Annotated in this window: 15 protein-coding genes and 2 pseudogenes; 9 read left to right on the top strand and 8 right to left on the bottom strand. The window is 62.7% G+C overall.

The genetic code is table 11. The annotated features are described in order from the left end of the window. Positions 1–508: 508 nt before the first annotated feature. The 4 genes from AC2FAN_RS21905 to AC2FAN_RS21890 all read left to right on the top strand — a co-directional run bounded on the left by AC2FAN_RS21905 (position 509) and on the right by AC2FAN_RS21890 (position 5,038). A complete protein-coding gene (locus AC2FAN_RS21905; protein ID WP_485176309.1) occupies positions 509–2,263 on the top strand; it encodes an adenylate cyclase in 1,755 nt (584 codons plus the stop codon). 248 nt (positions 2,264–2,511) lie between these two features. Beyond that, positions 2,512–2,868, top strand: coding sequence for an HdeA/HdeB family chaperone (locus AC2FAN_RS21900; RefSeq protein ID WP_265054503.1), 357 nt, complete (start codon positions 2,512–2,514; stop codon positions 2,866–2,868). Between the two features lie 474 nt (positions 2,869–3,342). Then, positions 3,343–4,041 carry a recombinase family protein gene (locus tag AC2FAN_RS21895; RefSeq protein ID WP_485176308.1) on the top strand — a complete coding sequence of 233 codons (699 nt, stop codon included), beginning with the start codon at positions 3,343–3,345 and terminating at the stop codon, positions 4,039–4,041. 718 nt (positions 4,042–4,759) lie between these two features. Beyond that, complete coding sequence (locus AC2FAN_RS21890; RefSeq protein ID WP_265054505.1) at positions 4,760–5,038, top strand: hypothetical protein; 279 nt, start codon at positions 4,760–4,762, stop codon at positions 5,036–5,038. A 251-nt stretch (positions 5,039–5,289) separates the two neighbouring features. On the opposite strand, the gene AC2FAN_RS21885 is transcribed toward AC2FAN_RS21890, so the two are convergent. Continuing rightward, positions 5,290–6,270, bottom strand: a complete 981-nt coding sequence (locus AC2FAN_RS21885; RefSeq protein ID WP_476807873.1) for a hypothetical protein — start codon at positions 6,268–6,270, stop codon at positions 5,290–5,292. 299 nt (positions 6,271–6,569) lie between these two features. Here AC2FAN_RS21885 and AC2FAN_RS21880 point away from each other — a divergent pair. The 3 genes and pseudogenes from AC2FAN_RS21880 to AC2FAN_RS21870 all read left to right on the top strand — a co-directional run. Beyond that, positions 6,570–7,057 (top strand): annotated as a pseudogene (locus AC2FAN_RS21880) (transposase); the annotation flags it as partial. Positions 7,058–7,134: 77 nt separating this feature from the next. Continuing rightward, a complete protein-coding gene (locus AC2FAN_RS21875) occupies positions 7,135–7,545 on the top strand; it encodes a M15 family metallopeptidase (protein ID WP_485176429.1) in 411 nt (136 codons plus the stop codon). Positions 7,546–7,689: 144 nt separating this feature from the next. Then, positions 7,690–8,118, top strand: a pseudogene (locus tag AC2FAN_RS21870) (IS5 family transposase); the annotation flags it as partial. Between the two features lie 15 nt (positions 8,119–8,133). Here AC2FAN_RS21870 and AC2FAN_RS21865 read toward each other — a convergent pair. The 6 genes from AC2FAN_RS21865 to AC2FAN_RS21840 form a co-directional block, all read right to left on the bottom strand. Further along, a complete protein-coding gene (locus tag AC2FAN_RS21865) occupies positions 8,134–9,225 on the bottom strand; it encodes an ABC transporter ATP-binding protein (RefSeq protein ID WP_485176307.1) in 1,092 nt (363 codons plus the stop codon). After that, positions 9,222–11,162 (bottom strand): glycoside hydrolase family 127 protein, encoded by a 1,941-nt coding sequence (locus AC2FAN_RS21860; RefSeq protein WP_485176306.1) that lies wholly within the window; start codon positions 11,160–11,162, stop codon positions 9,222–9,224. The genes AC2FAN_RS21865 and AC2FAN_RS21860 overlap by 4 nt, the downstream gene beginning before the upstream one ends. Positions 11,163–11,197: 35 nt before the next feature. Beyond that, the gene (locus AC2FAN_RS21855; RefSeq protein ID WP_265054509.1) at positions 11,198–12,061 is read right to left on the bottom strand and encodes a carbohydrate ABC transporter permease; all 864 of its coding nucleotides are present in this window, start codon (positions 12,059–12,061) and stop codon (positions 11,198–11,200) included. Next, positions 12,061–12,984, bottom strand: coding sequence for a carbohydrate ABC transporter permease (locus AC2FAN_RS21850; protein WP_485176305.1), 924 nt, complete (start codon positions 12,982–12,984; stop codon positions 12,061–12,063). The genes AC2FAN_RS21855 and AC2FAN_RS21850 overlap by 1 nt, the downstream gene beginning before the upstream one ends. Before the next feature lie 204 nt (positions 12,985–13,188). Then, positions 13,189–14,433, bottom strand: a complete 1,245-nt coding sequence (locus AC2FAN_RS21845; protein ID WP_485176304.1) for an ABC transporter substrate-binding protein — start codon at positions 14,431–14,433, stop codon at positions 13,189–13,191. Positions 14,434–14,493: 60 nt separating this feature from the next. Beyond that, positions 14,494–15,501: a LacI family DNA-binding transcriptional regulator gene (locus tag AC2FAN_RS21840; RefSeq protein WP_265054511.1), complete on the bottom strand. Its 1,008-nt coding sequence runs from the start codon at positions 15,499–15,501 to the stop codon at positions 14,494–14,496. Between the two features lie 168 nt (positions 15,502–15,669). Here AC2FAN_RS21840 and AC2FAN_RS21835 point away from each other — a divergent pair, with 168 nt between their 5' ends. Together AC2FAN_RS21835 and AC2FAN_RS21830 are read left to right on the top strand one after the other, a co-directional pair. Further along, positions 15,670–16,596, top strand: coding sequence for a Gfo/Idh/MocA family protein (locus AC2FAN_RS21835; protein ID WP_485176303.1), 927 nt, complete (start codon positions 15,670–15,672; stop codon positions 16,594–16,596). 17 nt (positions 16,597–16,613) lie between these two features. Next, positions 16,614–17,684 carry an aldose epimerase family protein gene (locus AC2FAN_RS21830; protein ID WP_485176428.1) on the top strand — a complete coding sequence of 357 codons (1,071 nt, stop codon included), beginning with the start codon at positions 16,614–16,616 and terminating at the stop codon, positions 17,682–17,684. A gap of 262 nt (positions 17,685–17,946) precedes the next feature. Here AC2FAN_RS21830 and AC2FAN_RS21825 read toward each other — a convergent pair whose 3' ends face one another. Continuing rightward, positions 17,947–18,804, bottom strand: coding sequence for a MurR/RpiR family transcriptional regulator (locus AC2FAN_RS21825; protein ID WP_485176301.1), 858 nt, complete (start codon positions 18,802–18,804; stop codon positions 17,947–17,949). Positions 18,805–18,924: the final 120 nt, after the last annotated feature.

Raw genomic sequence — 18,924 nt, 5'->3', positions numbered from 1 at the left:
CGTGGCAAAGAAAAGCCTGACGATCTGCATCGGCAGGCCTATGTCGCAATCGCTATACTCCAGTTTGTGCGCTCCAAAAGCCGGCAGGCCTGCACGGCATTCCAAGGGCCGCCGCCCGTCGTTGCGATGTTTCGTTCATTCAAGGCTTTTTCGATCTTTCTGCGTGTCGAGGCCAAGGTCGGAGCGTTCCTGCCGGAGGGCCGAGACGGGGCAGGCGCAGCGAATTTGCCTTCGGGCATTGCGTTGCACTTTCATCTACGGAGGCACGAGATGTCCGTGCCGTCTGCCATGCGGGCGAAGCCGACTGACCCACCCCGATATCCGACGTCACCGACGTGTGCGATGCCCCTGGTAAGGCTGGCGGCATCGGGAAGCCTCGAGTGCGAATGGGAGCCGGCAGCAATTCTGCATGTACGCTTCACATCACTTTGCGTAGGCTCGGAATGAAGTCGCGTCGCTAAAAGCGGGTTCAAGTATGACGAGAGTGTTGTTGAGGCTAGGGTGAGTCGTGACGCAAACGTCTGATACTGGGCAGAAGGTGCTACAACCCGATGCGGTGCGAGCACAGCTCTCTCGTGTTCTGGCGAGTCCTGATTTCGAGGTCCCCGAGCGCCTACGGGACTTTCTGCGTTTCGTCGTCGAAGAGTTATTGGCTGGCCGTGGCGAACGGATAAAGGCCTACACCATCGCGACGCACGTATTTGGCCGTGGGCAAGATTTCGATATACTCAATGATCCCGTCGTGCGCATCGAGGCCAGTCGACTACGCCGAGCCTTGGAGCGCTATTATTTATTATCCGGGCGTATTGACCCCATCTGCATCGACATTCCCAAGGGCGCATACATCCCGAACATCACGGTGCGGCATCCAATCACACCACCACAAGAGTTGTTGGGACTGCATCCGAAAGTTGCGAACTCAGAAAACCCTCCTCGAAACCCCCGAAACTGGCTGCGGAAATTGGGCGTGCCGGTGGCGGCGGTTATTAGCATCTTGTTGGTAATCGCCCTAAGCGGCCTGGTCACAGACCCGACCAACTCATCACAATTGGCAACCAGTCCCACCGTTGCGCTCGTCGTTTCACCTTTCGAGAATCTGTCGGGAGCCGAAGGGTCGATCTACGCTGCCGGTATATCTGATGAACTGCTCAATCAACTCGTACGGTTTCGGGAACTAAGATTGTTTGGCCGTGACGCGGGGAGGCAGTCTCGGCACGAGATTCCCGCTGAGCAGCCGTTGGAGGTCCAGTACCTGCTCGAGGGCGGGGTTCGTGTCGCGGGACAACGACTTCGAGTGTCTAGCAGACTGTTGGATGGCCGGACGAAGGAAATTGTCTGGAGCGCCGTTTACGACCGAGACTTGGGCGGAACTCAAAATATCGACGTCGAGTCTGACATCGCAGCGAAGGTAGCGGCGGCTGTAGCCCAGCCTTATGGAGCGATATTTGCCCCGATCTCGGGCGATGCATCGGCGAGAATTCCGGCAGGTGCCAAGCCGCATTTGTGTGTCTTGCAGTTCTATCGCTACCGAAACGAGCCCTCACGGGAAGAGCATCGGCTAGTTCGGGACTGCCTTAAAGAGACGGTAACGCGAAATCCGGACTATTCGACGGGTTGGGCGATGCTGGCCTATCTCTTCCTCGACGAGGATCGGCTTGGGTTCAATTCTCAGGAGGCGGCGCCGGCGGCGAAAATACGAGCTCGTGAGGCGGCCCAGCGTGCCGTGCGCCTCGATCCGAATAATGTTCGTGCCCTTCAGGCGCTTATGGCCGTTCTGTTCTTTAGCAGGGAGCCCGACGCCGCTCTGCAAATTGGCGAACAGGCCCTTGTGCTGAATCCAAATGACACGGAAATTTTGGCAGAATTTGGAAGCCGATTGGCACAAGCTGGCGACAGAAGGCGCGGCGTCGCGATGATTGAAGAGGCGGTCGACAGAAATCCCAATCAAACAAAATATTACATCGCGATACTGGCGCAAAATTATTACCTTATTGGCGACAATACGCGTGCTTTGTACTGGCTCCGCCGCGCTAATATGCAGCGGTTTGCGAATTATCATTTTGTTGCTGCGCTCATATTTGCGCGTGCTCATTTGCAGCAGGAGACAAATGCGAGTGTTCACGAGTTCATGAGGATGCGACCTCGCTTCATCGAAAACATTGAAGCTGAAATCGCCACGAGAAACTATAACGCTCAAGATCGGCTCACTCTGATCGAAGGCGCAAGGCAGGCGGGATTTCCCGTCAGCGCCGCGATCAATTGATCGAAGGCGCAAGCGTACGACGGATGCCCCCGTAGAGGTCGTCGGGTTCAAGCGTCGTGTCGGGCATCCCTTCAAGCTCGGAATGGCCAGGCTACGTCAAAGTCGCCACCCTTCACCGCCATCAATCGTAACAAACGGACCACCGATGGTAGCCACCGGCGATACTGGCCCTAAGGTCAGTAGACAATGGGTTCTTGTCGAAGTCCGTATTGCCTTCTCTCGATCTTCGGACAATGAAGGAAAGAACTATGCGTACCCTGATTTTAGCGACCACAGCCCTCATCGGCTGCTTCATATCGAGTGCCAACGCCCAGGTGGAACTGAAGACCTACGCCGACGCAAACGGCTACATTGACGTACAGAAACTGACATGCGCTCAACTGGCCGGTACTTTTCAAGAAGATGCAAGCCTTTTGATGACGTGGTATAGCGGCTGGTACAACGGCCTTGGCAAGAAGCACTTTATCAACGTCCCTCGCGCCAAGGAAGCCGAGCACGAAATCATCGTTTATTGCAAAGATAACCCGAAAATTACGGTAATCAAGGCGATTGGCTTAGTGTTCGACAAGATGCGCAAGGATCGAGGCATCGTAATCGCCAAATGACGAGGCGTTAACTCGATCTACTCGGCAACTGCATGCAACAAACGCTTGCCGGGGGCACTAAAGAGGCCCTGAACTGGACGCCTCTAGGAAGCCTTTCGATCCCCGCGGAGACTCGCGACGAGGTGCGCCTCTGCCTAGCGCAGACCGGGAGTGACCTGGAGGAGTTGCTGAGAGCCTTCCAGGGCCCCGGATGTTTTGGGCCAAGTATCTGAAAGCCCTTAGTCTCCGCGAGGGCCGCGGCTTCCCCCCGTGAGTGGCCCTGCCTATCAGAGTGGCGATACCCAGCCGAGAAGCGGGTCGAAGAAGGCTGTTGAAGATCGCCGCCGCGGAGAGTGGGCGGGCTCGAACCCGCGACCTCCAGCTTAGCGGGCAAGCGCTTATCCAAATGAGCTATCACTATATTGCCCCTTGCGGGACTGTCCGGTCGCAGTCAGGGCTAGAGTAAGTCTCAGGGTCTTCCTGGAGGCCTCCACTATGCCAACGCAGTACGTTCTCTACCGCCGCGTCTCTACCGAGGAGCAGGGCAAGAGCTGCCTGGGCCTGGAGGCGCAGGACCGGGACATCCGACTGTACCTTGAAACCTACAGCCCTACGCCCTGGGAAGTGCTGCGGAAGTTCACCGAGGTCGAGAGCAGCGCCAACGGTGACCGCCCAGAGTTGGCCAAGGCTATAGAGTTAACCCGGAAGACCAGGGCCACACTCCTGGTGTCGAAGCTGGACCGCCTGTCGCGCCGGGTGTCTTTGATCGCTTCGCTGATGGAGGACAAGCTGGTCCCCTTTCGGGTCGCTTCGATGCCCCACGCCGACGCTTTGCAGCTTTGCATCTATGCGGCCCTGGCCGAACAGGAGCGGCAGTTCATCACCCTCCGCACCAACGTGGTCTTACAGAAGGCCAACGGCTGTGGCGTCAAGCTAGGTAGCCTCCGGGACGCCACCATGAAGCGAAACGAAAGCGTGAAGGCCCAGGCCAAGGAACGGGCCGAGGCATGGCGAGGCGTCGTGGAGCCGCTCCGTGGAGCCGGCAAGAGCATCAGGGAGATTGCCGAGGCACTGAACGCCGCCGGCATCAAGACTGCTCGCGGCGGAACATGGCACCCGACGACCGTCCAGCGGGTTGTGGATCGCCTTAGGAGGCAGGCGGGGCGGCGCTCAGCTCCTCTTCGTTGCGGATGACGAGGCGAGGCATGCGGGCGCAACGATGCGCTCGATCATACGTCTCCCTCATGCCGGCGCATGAAGCGGCGCCAGCGTTCATATTCCTCGGGCGTGAAGCGGGCCTTCTAGCTCAAGCTAGAGCGACTTGACCTTCGCAATTGCGGCCTCCCGCGTCCACTCCCGCCCGTGATCACTGCTGGTCTGGGGTAGGTCGAAGACGCTGATACCCCAGGTCCAAGGCGCGCAGCGTTCCGGGGCGTTCGCGTGTCGTCGACAATCACGGCGATCCGCTCGCCCTCGTCGTCAATGACATGCTGGTACGCCTCACCGTCCGGATACGCCCCACCGAGATCGCCGCCGCGTCGAAGTCTTGCCGTCGTGCCTCAGACGGCTCGGGAATGGCCAGACTCGCGGAGATCACGGTCCCGGCCTGTGGACGTCGGCCGCAAACGCCGCTCATGGACGCCCCGAGCGGAGTGCGTTCGGCCGCGAGCGCATCACCGCGCTCATAAGCGGCTCCAGCACATCCGGGGACCGGACTTTCTGCAAACACGACAAAATCGCTTTAACTACAATTCCGCATCAGAGGTATAAATCGTAGATCGCTGACAGAAGTGCATTTGACGCAGTTCGCTATCGTGCCCATTATTCCCTTCGGGAATGCCCGTAGATTTTCCTTGCCTTCTCCTGTCTATACATTCGTCGCCTATGTCTTCCGTGGTCCAGGGAGAGTTTGATGTCGGCTGAAGAACGCGGGCTCGCGCGGTTCATGATTAGGTTCCCCGAGTTCCGGTACCGGTTCGCGCAAATGCAGGACGGACGTTTTCGCGGCATCTGCGAGGAGTACGAGCTTGTCTCAGAGGTGATAACCAAGTGGTCCCAGGCTGACCACTGCGCCATGTTTAGCCTCAATGATTACTGCCTGCTCGCGGCCTCGATCGAGAAGGATGCCATGACAATGGCTAAGGCTGATGTCGCGCGAGCGGCGGTCATAGAAAAGCCGCAAGCACTTTAGTCTATTCACAACTTGTGGACGAACCCGGGAGGCAGGCGTAACCTCGCCCGGCCGTTGAGAAGCGGTCGAAAGCCACCGGCCAGCGCCAGCCGCCCAGCCCGGTGGCGTCTCGCTGCCGGCGCCGTCCGCCTCGCCGACGTTCGGTGATATTCCGATATTCGGACGACCGCTTTTCCAGGCGGTGCGCAAATGAGCGCTTTCGCCCCGCTGCAGACGATGAAGCCCAAATTGTGGGACGCCCGTCGCTCCGCCTAATGCACCGTTGCTGCGGGTCGTAAGCGGGAGCTTACTGCCTCAGTGATCCTGGACGCGAGGCGCGTCTCGAGTTCGAAGGCGCTGTTGGAGTTCAGATCGGCCTCATAGCTGCCGGACCAGACGATTGCGGTCGTTTCACCATCCAGAAGGAGGCTGGTGATCCTGACCTTGCTATCGCTCGTGCGGACCACACCCTCCAGGATGTGCCGCTTGCCCGATGACCGATCGCTCCGGACAGCCGAGAGGGACGGAACCAAAGCAGACAAATCCTCGCTGCGAAATACTGTCAACTCACCACGCGGAGCAAGCTGTGAGAGCAGCTCGTCGGTAAGCTGTGCTGCAAAAGCCTCGGTTTCGGCCGTCCCGGTCAGACTGACGAAAGGCTTCACGACAACCGCTGATCGCAGGAGGCTCGCTTGTTGCGTCGGGGCCGATCGCTTTGCCATCACCATTGTGGCCACCAATGGGATGATCGCGAGCGCCGCAGTGACACCGACTAGCCAATTTCGCCACAGCCACCCGCTCGTTCGCGGGCGGGGTGGCTCGTCAGGCGGAAGTGCGGGGGGTGAAAGCGGCTCGGGCGCCTCCTGATCGTCCAGCCTCCAGCGGAAGCTGGGCACATAGCCCCCTTTTGGAATATCGATCACGAGCGGGTCGGTACTGCCTTCAAGCAGGTAATACCGCTCCAACCCACGCCTGAGCCGCCCCGCCTCGATGCGAACGACGGGATCGCTCATAACGTCGAAATCTGCACTCCGGCCGAAGACTTCGACTGCGATCCCATACGCCTTGATGCGGTCACCGTGGCCCGAGAGCTTTTCTTCGACCACATAGGACAAAAACCGGCGCACCCGCTCGGGCGCATCAAAGTCGCCACCTCCTAAAATGCGACGCAGTTGGGCGCGGACATCCTCTTGGGACATCACTGGAACGGCGTGGGATACCCAGACGCCGTTGGAACTCGTCGACTGGGTCACGGTCGATTGCTCCGGCCACTCAAACGCTTACGTCTACCGTGATCGGATGAAACGAACGACGCAACCGCAAATCTCAGAATCACGGAAGAACGTGTCCCCAAGGCCAGTTGCCGGAGAGTGCCTCAAGGCGCAAAATTGGCCTTCGAAACGAAGTACGGGACCGTTCCAAAGCGGCGCCCTTACCTGGCGAGATCCGCACCATGACCCGGATCCAGGAGCGCGGGCGCGCCCGTCTGAATGGCCTGCTGCCGGTTTCGTGGACACCGAGATTGGGTGTTTCATGAAGCTGGAGGTGGCGTATGAGGCGAAGACAGTTTGGGCGTGAGTTCAAGATCGAGGCGGTGCGACTGATCAAGGATCGCGGGGTTAGTGTGGCGCAGGCGTCTCGGGATTTGGATGTCCATGAGAACCAGCTGCGCAAATGGGTGAAGCTCTTCTCGGCCGATCCTGCGCAGGCCTTTCCCGGCCACGGTCAAATGAAGCCGGAGCAGCTTGAGATCGAGAAGCTGCGGCGAGAGGTGGCCAAGCTCAAGGCGGAGCGCGACATCCTAAAAAAGGCCGCAGCCTACTTCGCGAAGGACGTGACATGAGGTTCACGTTCATTGCGAAGCACCGGGGGATCTGGCCGGTGGCATGGCTTTGCGAAGCGCTGGATGTGTCGCGCTCGGGCTTCCATGCCTGGCTCAACCGATCGCCGAGCCGGCGTGCACGCGACGACGAGGAGATTGGCAACAGGGTCCGGGCAAGCTTCCTTGGTTCGGATCGGACCTATGGTGCCAGGCGTGTCAACCAGGCACTCCAAGCGCTGATGGTGTCTACGCCAGAATCCCGATCCGCGACGAGTTCGGCCGCGACCAGATTCCGATGTTTCGCTCGTGGAACCCGGACCCGGTGGGAAATCACGACGCCAACCTGCGTGCGCTCGACCCGATCCTCGCCAAGATCGTTAGAAGGGCGCAAGCCGGCCTTCCGAACCTGCGCTTTGTCATTGGCTCGGGCCGGCGTGACCAAGATCAACAAGGTCAGGCCGTGGCATGGGGATGGTCGAGGACAAAAAGCTCTTCGCATCGCTCCGGACGGGCTGTGGATCTCTGGCCGCTCGACCGGGAGGGGCGTGTCGTCTTCGATTCGACGCTTCAGAGCCAGATCGCTGCGGCCATGAGAAAGGCCGCCTCGGACACTGGGGTCCGGCTTCGCTGGGGCGGTCACTTTGGTCGCTACAAGGACAATGACCGGTCGCATTTTGAACTGGCGGCGAGGCGTCATCGCAGATGACGGCAACTGACGCGACCTGTCAGGACGCACACAGCCGACTAGAGGCACGGTTTCCAATGACCTAGGCCGTAAACCCATAAGCGCGTCCGGCCGATTCCAGCGGCGGCGATTTCGTGATTCAAGCTCTGAAAGAGGAGCTTGGCGATGGGCCGCTACGAACTCAGCGATTTCGAATGGACTGCGATCGAGCCGCATCTTCCCAACAAGCCGCGCGGCGTGCCCCGTGTCGATGACCGCCGGGTTCTGAACGGCATCTTCTGGGTGCTTCGGTCGGGTGCGCCCTGGGCGGATGTGCCGGCTCGCTACGGCCCACCGACGACGATCTACAATCGCTTCAACCGCTGGCGCAAAGCTGGCGTCTGGGATCGGCTGATGGACGCGATCACAAAGGCTTACGACGGCGACGTCCAGATGATCGACACCTCGGTCGTGCGGGTCCATCAACAGGGTGCGACCGGAAAAAGGGGGGGCGAGATCGTTGTCTCGGTCGCTCGCGAGGCGGGCTCACCACCAAAATCCATGCCCTCGTCGATGCGCAAGGGCGCCATCCAGCTCAAGCTGACCGCGGGGCAAGCTAGCGTGCCCCGCTCACCTCGCTTCTCCCGACATCGAGAAGATCTTCAGCGCCTGCTGGTGGCAGTTCAGCCATAGGCCTTCGCCCGGCTTGGCATCCTGCCCGTTGCGCTGCTCGATGGTGACAAGGTCTCCGTTAGCGAGCTTGCAATGCACGTATCGCGTGCTGCCGAGATATTCGGCGAATTCGACCTGAGCCGGCAGCGAATTATCCTGCCTGTCCGTGATCGACCAATGCTCGGGCCGGATTCCGAGCTTGATCGCTTCTTGCGGCGCGGCGGGCATGGGGCGGTTGAGCTCGATCTCCGTTCCCGCGATGTTGACCCGGTTCGCCGTCAGGCAGGTTCCGTCGATGATGTTCATGCGCGGCGAGCCTATGAAGCCGGCGACGAAGAGGTTAGCGGGGTTCTCGTAGACCTCCCGGGGCGAGCCGACCTGCTCGATCCTGCCGTCGCGCAGCACTACGATGCGGTCGGCCAGCGTCATCGCCTCGGTCTGATCGTGGGTGACATAGATCATCGTATTGCCGAGCTCGCGATGGAGCCGCGCGATCTCGACACGCATGCTGACGCGAAGCTCGGCATCGAGATTGCTCAGGGGTTCGTCGAACAGGAAGACCAGCGGCTTGCGTACGATCGCACGCCCGATCGCGACGCGCTGCCTCTGACCGCCCGAGAGCTGGCCGGGCCGGCGGTGCAGCAATGGTCCGATCTTGAGGATATCGGCCGCCGCCTCGACCTGCCGCCGGATCTCCGCCGCCGGCGTTCGGGCGATCTCCAGGCCGAAAGCGAGGTTCTCGCGCACGCTCATATGCGGGTAGAGCGCATAGGATTGGAAGACCATGGCGATGCCGCGCTTGGCAGGGTCGAGATCGGTGACGTCCCGGCCGGCAATCAGGATGTCGCCGTCCGTTACCTCCTCCAGCCCGGCAATCATGCGCAGTAGGGTCGACTTGCCGCAGCCGGACGGGCCGACGAAGACGACGAACTCGCCGCCTTCGACCTTGAGGTCGAGGTCATGGATGACGTCGACCGAACCGAAGCTCTTGCGCACGCCCTTGAGTTCGATGGTGGCTTTTTCCTGTGCCGGGTTGTGCTGCGCGCTCATCGGCCGCCCCTGATCCAGACCAGCATCTCGCCGGGTTCGCGATTATCCCAGAGGTGATAGGGCACGAGGCGCGCCGTCGTCGCGGCATATTCCGGCGGATGAGGATCGTAGAGCCGGCCGTCCCGTCGCGGCCACTGCTCGCGCCGCACCGGGAGATCGATCGCCATCGCCCCGCCGAGATTCGGCATCGGAACCGTCCTGGCGCCGGAGAGATCCGCCGGCGCGATCAGGGCGTTGAGGTCAGCGGCATTGTCGACCTCTTCGACGCAATAGATCAGCGGCCCGCGCGCGATCGCGACACGGCCGAGATCGGCCTTCACCGCCGGGTGGGCATGGAGCGCGCGCACAGGCATCGGCAGGTCGAGCGCGAGGCTGTCGCCATCCTTCCATTCGCGGGCGAGATGCACATAGCCGTCGCCGTTCTCCACCATCGGCACCGCCTCGCCGTTCAGCGTGACGGCGGCCTGGCCGCACCAGCCCGGCATTCGCAGCGACAGGGTGAAGCGCGCCGGCCGATCCAGCCCGATTCTGATCGCGACCCGCCCGTCAACCGGATAGTTCGTTTCCTGCGTCAGCGTTACGGCCGTCGCGCCGACGCTGAGCCGGGCCGTGCTGGCGCCGTAGAGATGCACGGCGATGCCGTCCGCCGAGACGCCGTACATATAGCTGCCGATCGCCGTCACGGTGCGGGCGATGTTCGGCGGGCAGCACGGGCAGCGATGCCAGGTCCAGCGGTGATGGCCGCCGCGGCTCTCCAGCGGATTGTCGTAGAAGAAACGCGAGCCGTCGATCGAGAGGCCGGACAGGGCGCCGTTGTAGAGGGCCTGCTCCATGATGTCGGCATAGCGCCGGTCCGGCCCGCGCCCGAGCATGCGGCTCGCCCACATCATCAGTGCCACCGCCGCGCAAGTCTCGGCATAGGCGCTCTCATTGGGCAGGTCGTAATAGTCGGTGAAGCCCTCATTGCTGGCTGCCGGCCCGATGCCTCCGGTGACATACATCTGCTTGGAGGTCAGATCCGCCCAGAGCCCCTTCAGCGCGTCCGTCAGGCTGTCGTCGCCGAACTCGGTCGCGACATCGGCCATGCCGGAATAGAGGTACATCGCCCGCACTGCATGGCCGACGACCTTGTCCTGCTCGCGCACCGGCAAATGCGACTGGTTGTAGAGATAGGTCTTGTGGCGCCACTGCGTCGGATCGACGCCACGCTCGGCAGCCTCGATGTCGAAATAATGCGGCTGCTGCCCGCGCTGCTGGACGAAGTAGCGCGCGAGGTCGAGATAGCGCTGTTCGCCGGTGGCGCGGCCGAGCCGGATCAGAGCCAGTTCGATCTCCTCATGGCCGCAATAGCCGGGCTTCTGGCCGGGCCTGGGGCCGAAGGTTGCGTCGATATGGTCTGCATAACGGCACATCACGTCGAGCAGCTTGCGCTTGCCGGTGGCGTGGAAATAGGCCACCGCCGCCTCCATCAGATGCCCGGCGCAATAGAGCTCGTGGCAGTCGCGCAGATTGGTCCAGCGCTGGCCCGGCTGCATCCGGACGAACCAGGAGTTCATGTAGCCGTCCGGCTGCTGGAGCCCCGCGAACATCTCGATGATCGCGTCCATCTTCGCTTCGAGATCGGCATTGGGCTTGCGATAGAGTGCATAGGCCGCGGTCTCGATCACCTTGGCGACGTCCGAATCCCAGAACATCTGGACATTCACTGTGTCGGGCGTGCCGTCCGCACGCATGTGCCAGGGCATATTCACCGGCGGCACCGGCCGGGCCGGGTCGATCTGCTCGAACATGCCGGCCGCGACGCAGCGCTCGTAGAGGATCATCGCCGTCCTGTCGGCGACGGCGTCGATACGCTCGCCCCAGAAGCCGCGCATCTCGACATCGGGCACGGCGGGGGGCCGGAAGCCGCTGGCCCTGAGCTGATCATGGGAAGTCATGGCGTCACCGCTTCTGTTGATGTCGTCGGAGAGGTTCACTTGACGGCGCCCGCGGTGAGCCCGCGGATGTAGTAGCGCTGCAGTAGCAGGAAGAGGGCGAGGCACGGCGCCATCATCAGCATCACGCCGGACTGCACCGCGCCCCAGTCGATGGTGCCGAACTGGCCGGAGCGGACCGCGGCCATCATCACCGGCAGGGTGTATTTCTTCTGGTCCGTCAGCAGGATCAGCGCCGCCAGGAACTCGTTCCACGAGGCCAGGAAGGCGAAGATCGCGACCGTTGCGACCCCGGGCAGAACCAGCGGCAGCATCACCCGGCGCAGCATCAGGAAGACCGAGGCGCCGTCGACACGCGCCGCGTCCTCGATCTCCTTCGGCACGGCGTCGAAGGCGTTGCGCATCATGAAGATCGAGAAGGGCAGATGCAGCGTCACATAGATCAACACGATGCCGGGCAGCGTGTTCTGCAGGCCGAGCTTGGTCAGGATCAGGAAGAGCGGCGTCAGGATCGACTGGAACGGGATCATCACCGTCGAGATGATCAGCACAAACAGCACGTTCTTCAGCGGGAACTTGAAGCGCGAGAAGCCGTAGCCCGCCAGCAGGCTGATGATCACGGTGACGGCCACGGTCGCGGCCGCGACGGTCAGGCTGTTGCCGGCATAGGTCCAGATGCCGACGCCGTATTTCGCCAGGTTCTCGTAGCTCTGGGTGCTGAAGCCCTCGACCGGCCAGGGTGGCAATGGCGGCCGCGCGGCCTCGGCCGAGGGCTTGAACGAGACCAGCGCGCTCCAGGCGATCGGCGCGACGAACAGCAGCGAGATGAAGAGGCCGATCGCGTGGTAGCGCGTGGCGGCGAACAGCCTGCGGCGGGCCGTGGCGGCCTTGCGTTCGGACATCACGCACCCTCCGGCGTGCGCAACAGGCGCAGTTGCACGACACTGATCGTCACCAGGATCGCCAGCAGCACCATCGACATCGCCGCGCCATAGCCGAGGCGGAAGGAGACGAAGGACTGACTGAAGATCCAGTAGACGGCGGTGACAGTGCTGTTCTGCGGCCCGCCATCGGCGATGATGTAGAACTGGTCGAAGGCCAGCACCGACCCGGCCACCGAAAGGATCAGTGCCAGGGCGATGGTTCGCCTCATCAGGGGAAGGGTGATGCGCCGGAAGCGCTGCCAGGACGAGGCGCCGTCGATCCGCGCCGCTTCCTGCACTTCCGTGGAGATGCCCTGCAGGCCGGTGAGCAGGATGATCATGTTGAAGCCGGCCGTCTTCCAGACGACCATGACGATGATCGACCAGAACGTGGTGTCGAACGATGCGAGCAGGTTGACCGGCTTCTCCGTCAGCCCGAGCCGGTAGGCCAGCGGCGAGAACAGGCCGACATCGACATTCATCAGCCAGGCCCAGAGCAGGCTGGCCGAGCCGAAGCCGACGACTACAGGCAGGAAGATCGCCGTGCGGTAGACCTTGATCATCGGCCGCGCCTTCTCGGCGAAAAGCGCCAGCGGGAAGGCAACCGCGAAGATCGCGATGGTGACGATCACCGTGTAATAGGCGGTGAAGCCCATCGCATTCCAGAAGCGCTGGTCGTTCATTAGGTTGAGGTAGTTGGTGAGGCCGATGAAGCGCGGCCGGCCGAGCAGCGGCCAGTTGTGCAGCGACATCCAGAACGCCATTCCGAGCGGGACCAGGAAGAACACGATCACCAGCAGCACCGCCGGCGCCACGAACAGCAGCCCGGCCAGCTGCTGTCGGCGCAGGCGCGTGCCGCGTCGCCCATTGGATCTTTGCTTGGCGGGATTTGACTGGGTCATGTCATATGAGCCGGCGAGGTTTGGGGGCTGGTCGCAGTCACCACGCCGTCATCCCGGACAAAGCGGAGCGGAGATCCGGGATCCATGCTGAACCCGTTTCGCGCGCGTTCCGGCATTGGATCCCGGGTCAAGGCCCGGGATGACGGCGTGTTTCCGAGTGAAATCAGCGTGGTCGGAACGACCGCGGTGAACGATGGGCGAGGATCACTTCCCCGACTGGTCGATGATCGACTGCATCGTCTTCTCGGCCTTGACGAGCGAGCCCTCGACATCCTTTCCGAAGAAGACCTCGTTGAGCATCTGCTTCCACGGGCCAGTGCTGCTGTTGATGATGTCGTTGTAGACCGGCGAGGACGGCGTCCGGCCGATCTTCATCGCCTCGGTCGCGGTCAGATAGCGCTGGTCGAGCGACTTCACCGCCTCCGCCGCGACATCCGCACGCGTCGGCAGGCTGCCGAGCTTGGCCAGCAGGGTCTGGCCTTCCAGCGAATAGACGAAGCTCAGGAACTCCTTCACCGCCGGCATGTTCTTGCGTCCTGCGGTGACGACGAAATTGTCGCCGCCCGCGAAGGAGGCCTTGCCGCCGGTCTTGCCGGGCAGGAAGGTCACACCGAACTCGACATTCGGATAGTTCTTGACCAGGTTGCCGATCGCGAAGGCGCCGATCGGCGACATGCCGATGCGATCCGTGGCGAAGCCGCCGAAGAAATTGGGGCCGGCATCGGTGCGCGCGCTCTCAGGCACATAGCCCTTGGCGACGAGGCCTCGATAGAGCGCCACCGCATCGCGCATCTGCGGCGTGTTCAGCGTCGCCTTCCTGGCGCCGTCCGCGAGGATCTCGCCGCCCGAAGCCCAGACCAGCGGCATGAAGGTGAAGGCGTTGCAGCCGCCGCAGGCGCCGGAGAAGTAGAAACCACGGATGTCGCCGCCGATGGCGTTGACCTTGCCGGCATATTCCTCGATCTCGGCCCAGTTGGTCGGGCCCTTCTCGGGGTCGAGCCCGGCCTGCTTGAACAGCTTCTTGTTCCAGAGCATCACGGAGGCATCGGCCGACATCGGCGTGCCGAAGATGCGGCCCTCATAGCTGCCGGCTCCAAGGTGAGCCTTCGAGAGCTGGTCGAAGAAGGGAAAGCCCTTGACCAGATCGGTCAGGTCCTCGAGCTGGCCCGAGGCGGCGAAGGCCGGCGTATAGACCAGATCCAGCGAGAGCAGGTCCGGCGCCGAGCCGCCGGCAGCCGAGATCGCGTATTTCTGCACCATCTCGGTATTGGGCACGATCTGCAGCTCGATCTGTGTCTTGTGCGCGGCGTTGAACGCCTTCACCAGCGAGGGCATGAAGGCCTCGCTGCTGGAGCGCGACCACATCGTCAGCTTCTGCTGTGCAACGGCTGCGCCGGCCGATGCCTGCACGGCAACGAGGGCGAGCAAGGCTGCCTTGAATCCCTTCATCTGCGTTTCCTCCGGTTGTGGCCTTGGTTTTTGTGGCCGTTCTTGTTGCGTATGATCTCGCTAAGACGAGCGTACGATCAGGCTGCAGGGCAGCTTCCAGACTCCCGTTTCGACCGCTTCGCCATTGACCAGGCGCACCAGCGCCAGCCCGGCCTGTCGGCCCAGTTCCTTCAGGTTCATGTCGACCGTCGTCAGTGGCGGGCGCGTTTCCTTGGCGACGATCTCCCAATTGTCGAAGCCGACCACGGAGACGTCGCCAGGCACGCTCACCCCGCGCTCGCGCAGCGCGTCCACCACGCCCCGTGCGATCTGGTCATTGCCGCAGAAAATGCCGTCCGGCTTGTCGGCGCCGGACCACAGAGCCTCGACTGCCTGATGGCCCCAGTGCTCGGACCAGGAGCCGAACAGGACCTTCGCCTCGGTCGCTGCCCCGGCCTCGGCGAGCGCCTGCGTGCAGGCGCGAGCCCGTTCATGCACGACATCGAATTCGCACGGGCCGGTGACATGGACGATGTGCCGCCGCCCTTGCGCCAGAAGATGGCGCACTGCCGCCCCCGCACCCTGGCGGTCATCCGGGACCAGCGTGACGCCATCGCTCGGGCCGGCAGTCAGCGCATAGACGACGGGCACGGACAGATGGGTGAGATCCACCGGCAGCGGCTTGTCGATGCGCTTCCCGGTTGCGATGATGCCGTCGACCTGTTTGTCGAGCATGGCATCGACATGGATTCTGGCGAGGTCGGGATTGTCCCCGATGGCGCACAGAAAAACCGACACACCGTGGTCGATCAGCCCCTCCGAGATCCCGGCCATCAGCGGTAGCGTGAAGCGCCCATAGGTGTCGTTCGTCAGCAAGCCGACGCTGAAGCTGCGCTTGCGTGTCAGGCTTCGCGCGAGGGAGTTCGGCCGAAAGCCGAGTTCCCTCGCGACCCGCTTGATGCGGTCGCGCGTCTCGAGCGAAACGCGCCCCGTGTCGTTGAGCGCCTTCGAGGCCGTGGCGGTGCTGACGCGCGCGGCCTGCGCCACGTCGTAGATCGTAACCCGCTCGCCCGACACCGCGCTTGACACGCCCCACCTCGATTTGAGAAACCGGTTTCTCAGACGGTTATCAGAGAATAATAATATGAGAAACCGATTTCTCAATCTCTCATGCGGATTTTCTGGCCTTCGTCGGCGCCTTGGGCTTGCGCCCCTTTGGTTCCGTGCCAAAAGGCCTTGGCGAGCTGGGCCGAGCGCATGAAGCCAATCCGTCTCGCCTTGGTTGGGCTCGGCAAGATCGCACGCGACCAGCACCTGCCGGCGATCGCGGCCACGCCTGGAATCGAACTCGTCGCTGTGGCCAGCCGCAATACGCGTCTGGACGGCGTCGATTGCGTCGGGACGGTCGAGGAGCTGCTGGCCGATATCCCCGATGTCGATGCCGTTGTACTATGCACGCCGCCCATGCCCCGCCGCGACCAGGCGCGGGCGGCGCTCGCTGCCGGAAAGCATGTCCTGCTGGAGAAGCCACCCGGCGCTGGCGTGAGTGAGCTCGCCCCCTTGATGGCTCTGGCGGAGAAGCGGGGCCGAACGCTCTTCGCCGCCTGGCATTCGCGCTTTGCTCCGGCGGTTGAGCCGGCGCGTGACTTTCTGGCGCGGCATCGGGCCCGGCGTGTCACGATCCTCTGGAAGGAGGATGCGCGCGTCTGGCATCCGGGGCAGGACTGGATCTTCGAACCTGGCGGCCTCGGCGTGTTCGATCCAGGCATCAATGCGTTCTCGATCCTGACGGCGATCCTGCCTGAGCCGATCTTCGTGGTCGGCGCTAAACTGGATTTTCCGGCCAACCGGGAAGCGCCCATCGCGGCCCAGCTCGAACTCGCGACCGCTTCCGGTCTGCCGATCCATGCGGAGTTCGATTTTCGCCGGAGCGGCGAGCAGATCTGGTCGATCGCGATCGAGACCGATGCGGGGAGCCTCGTGCTGAGCGCGGGAGGAGCCCGGCTGAACCATGATGGCCAGGTTCTCGTCGACGAGCCGGAGCGGGAATATCGCGGCGTCTATCGCCGCTTCGTCGAGCTGGTCCGCTCCAGCGCCAGCGACGTCGACACCGCGCCCCTGGCGCTGGTGGCCGACGCGTTCATGCTCGGCCAGCGATCCTTCGTCGATGATTTCACATGGTGAGAACGGGGTTGTCCGAGATGTCAGAGCCGGTTTCGCGCGATGTCTTCGGGGTCCTGCCCGACGGGCGCGCGGTCGAGCGCATCACGCTTCGCGGCGAGGCCGGTTTCGCGGTCTCGATCATCACTTGGGGCGGCGCCGTGCAGGCTCTCTGGGCGCCGGACCGCAACGGGCAATGTGACGACGTGGTCCTCGGTCACGACGCGCTGGAGCCCTATCTGGCGCGGCGGGATTTCTTCGGAGCGACGGTCGGGCGTAATGCCAACCGCATCGCCGGCGCGGCCTTCACGCTCGACGGCGTCCGGCATGGACTCGACGCCAATGACGGCAGGAACACCCTGCATGGCGGCGCGGATGGTTTCGACCGGGCGCTATGGAGCGTCGAGAACATCAATCGCGACCCGGTGCCGTCGCTCACGCTCGGCCATACGAGCCCGGATGGAGAGGGAGGTTTTCCGGGAGCGCTGACGGCGCGGGTCCATTTGCGGCTTACGGGGCCGCAGGAACTGACGATCGCGTTCGAGGCGACGACCGATCGCCCGACCATCGTCAGCCTGACGCATCACGGCTATTTCAACCTCGGCGGCGCGGTGGCCGGCGGCGACATCCTGGATCACGAACTGACGCTGTTCGCCGATCGCTATCTGCCGGTCGATGCCGGTCTGATCCCGCTCGGCGCACCAGCCGGCGTCATCGACACGCCGTTCGACTTCCGCGCGCCGCGGGCGATCGGCGCCGCCATCCGCACCGACGACGAACAATTGCGGCGCGCGCACGGATACGACCATTGCTTCGTCCTTGGCGACGAGGTCGCCGTCGCGCCGCGGCTCGCCGCTCGCGTCGTCCATCCGGACTCCGGCCGCGCCCTCGATCTCATCACCGACCAGCCTGGCCTACAGTTCTACTCCGGCAACTTTCTCGATGGCAGTTCGGGCGGGAAAGCGGGACGCCTCTATCGCCAGTCCGACGCCTTCTGCCTTGAACCACAGGCCTGGCCAGACGCACCCAACCGGCCGGACTATCCGTCTACGAGATTGGATCCCGGCAAAACCTATCGCCACAGCACGACATTCCGCTTCCATACTGTCTAGGTTTGGCACCAACTGCGCCATTGCCGAACTGGGCCATTTGCCGACATTGAGGGTCTGCTCGGAAGCTGACCTCCGAATCGCAATTGCTTCAGGACCGCATTCGTCGAGAGCGGACGCTTAGCTGGAGGGATCGGCGCGTCCGGTATCCCACCAAACCCGCTCATTTTCCGTGGCAAGGCAGCCTCGAGGCAGCGAGCTTGAGCGCTTGATCGATTTGCTCACTGAGCTCTCGGGCGCCCTACGGTTAGCCATCGTCGTCGCTTCATCCCGTTCCAAGGCCAGTAATCAAAGTCTGGACCAACGCGATCGCTCCCGAAATCGGCCTGAACTGGCTGGTGGTCGAATTGTCGACGAGAAAGGTCAGTTCGGCGTGGCGCGCCAACGGGCTCTCGGGCACGTCCGTCAGGACGAGGATGCGCTTACCGCTGAGATGTGTGTCGAGCGTGATATCGACCACCGACTGCGTATAGGGCGTGAACGCGATCGCCACGAGAAGATCGCTCGACCGCATGGTGGCGATCTGCTCGGCGGCCATGCCGCTGCCGAAATCGAGCAGGCTGCACTGCCGCTCGCAGCGCGTCAGCCCGTAGGCCAGATAGGTCGCGATAGGCCGCGATCTGCGCAGGCCCGCAATGTAGACATGCTCGGCCTGCCGCAGCATTTGCGTCCCCTTGTCGAGCGCCTCCGGCGAAACGCTCCGACGCAGGTCCTCGAGCGAAGCGATCAGCGCATCCACGCAGCCATTCAGCAGGGCGCCGTAGTCGTTCGCCCGCTGCGGGGCGGCCTGGCGTGCAAAGACCTCCTCGCGTGCGCGAGGGGCGCCTTCGATCAGGCGTAGCCGGAAGACCCGCTGCATCTCGGAGAAGCCGCGATAGCCGAATTCCTTGGCGAAGCGGATCAGCGTGGATGGCTGGACCTCGAGGTCGCCGGCGATGCCGACCACCGTGTTCAGGGCGAAGTCGCTGGGCTTTTCCAGCGCCGACCGCGCGATGCGCTGCAGATGCGGGCTCAGCTGGTCGAAGCGGTTGCGAAGACGCTGGCGAAGGGCCTCGAAGGTCTCCTGCGTGGCATCGCTCGTAGAAGCGGTTGCCGTCGGCTTATTGAATGAATTTTCGTTCATTCATTCTCCTACCTCACTCTAGAGACCGGGAAAAGCGTTGAATTTGCACGGCCCGTTGACATGACAGAAAAAATATTCATGCTCTGTGAAAATTAGTTCTGACTTTCGATCAGACAAGAG

Source organism: Allobosea sp. RIT-PG3_2 (assembly GCF_057321085.1).
The sequence above is the reverse complement of the archived record's forward strand: the minus strand, read 5'-3'. Positions and strand labels throughout refer to the sequence as shown.

Excerpts from the sequence above, each read along its gene's own strand:
- AC2FAN_RS21900 (WP_265054503.1), top strand. The coding sequence starts at position 2,512 with ATGCGTACCCTGATTTTAGCGACCACAGCCCTCATCGGCTGCTTCATA.
- AC2FAN_RS21895 (WP_485176308.1), top strand. The coding sequence starts at position 3,343 with ATGCCAACGCAGTACGTTCTCTACCGCCGCGTCTCTACCGAGGAGCAG.
- AC2FAN_RS21890 (WP_265054505.1), top strand. The coding sequence starts at position 4,760 with ATGTCGGCTGAAGAACGCGGGCTCGCGCGGTTCATGATTAGGTTCCCC.
- AC2FAN_RS21875 (WP_485176429.1), top strand. The coding sequence starts at position 7,135 with ATGTTTCGCTCGTGGAACCCGGACCCGGTGGGAAATCACGACGCCAAC.
- AC2FAN_RS21865 (WP_485176307.1), bottom strand. The coding sequence starts at position 9,225 with ATGAGCGCGCAGCACAACCCGGCACAGGAAAAAGCCACCATCGAACTC.
- AC2FAN_RS21860 (WP_485176306.1), bottom strand. The coding sequence starts at position 11,162 with ATGACTTCCCATGATCAGCTCAGGGCCAGCGGCTTCCGGCCCCCCGCC.
- AC2FAN_RS21855 (WP_265054509.1), bottom strand. The coding sequence starts at position 12,061 with ATGTCCGAACGCAAGGCCGCCACGGCCCGCCGCAGGCTGTTCGCCGCC.
- AC2FAN_RS21850 (WP_485176305.1), bottom strand. The coding sequence starts at position 12,984 with ATGACCCAGTCAAATCCCGCCAAGCAAAGATCCAATGGGCGACGCGGC.
- AC2FAN_RS21845 (WP_485176304.1), bottom strand. The coding sequence starts at position 14,433 with ATGAAGGGATTCAAGGCAGCCTTGCTCGCCCTCGTTGCCGTGCAGGCA.
- AC2FAN_RS21835 (WP_485176303.1), top strand. The coding sequence starts at position 15,670 with ATGAAGCCAATCCGTCTCGCCTTGGTTGGGCTCGGCAAGATCGCACGC.
- AC2FAN_RS21830 (WP_485176428.1), top strand. The coding sequence starts at position 16,614 with ATGTCAGAGCCGGTTTCGCGCGATGTCTTCGGGGTCCTGCCCGACGGG.
- AC2FAN_RS21825 (WP_485176301.1), bottom strand. The coding sequence starts at position 18,804 with ATGAACGAAAATTCATTCAATAAGCCGACGGCAACCGCTTCTACGAGC.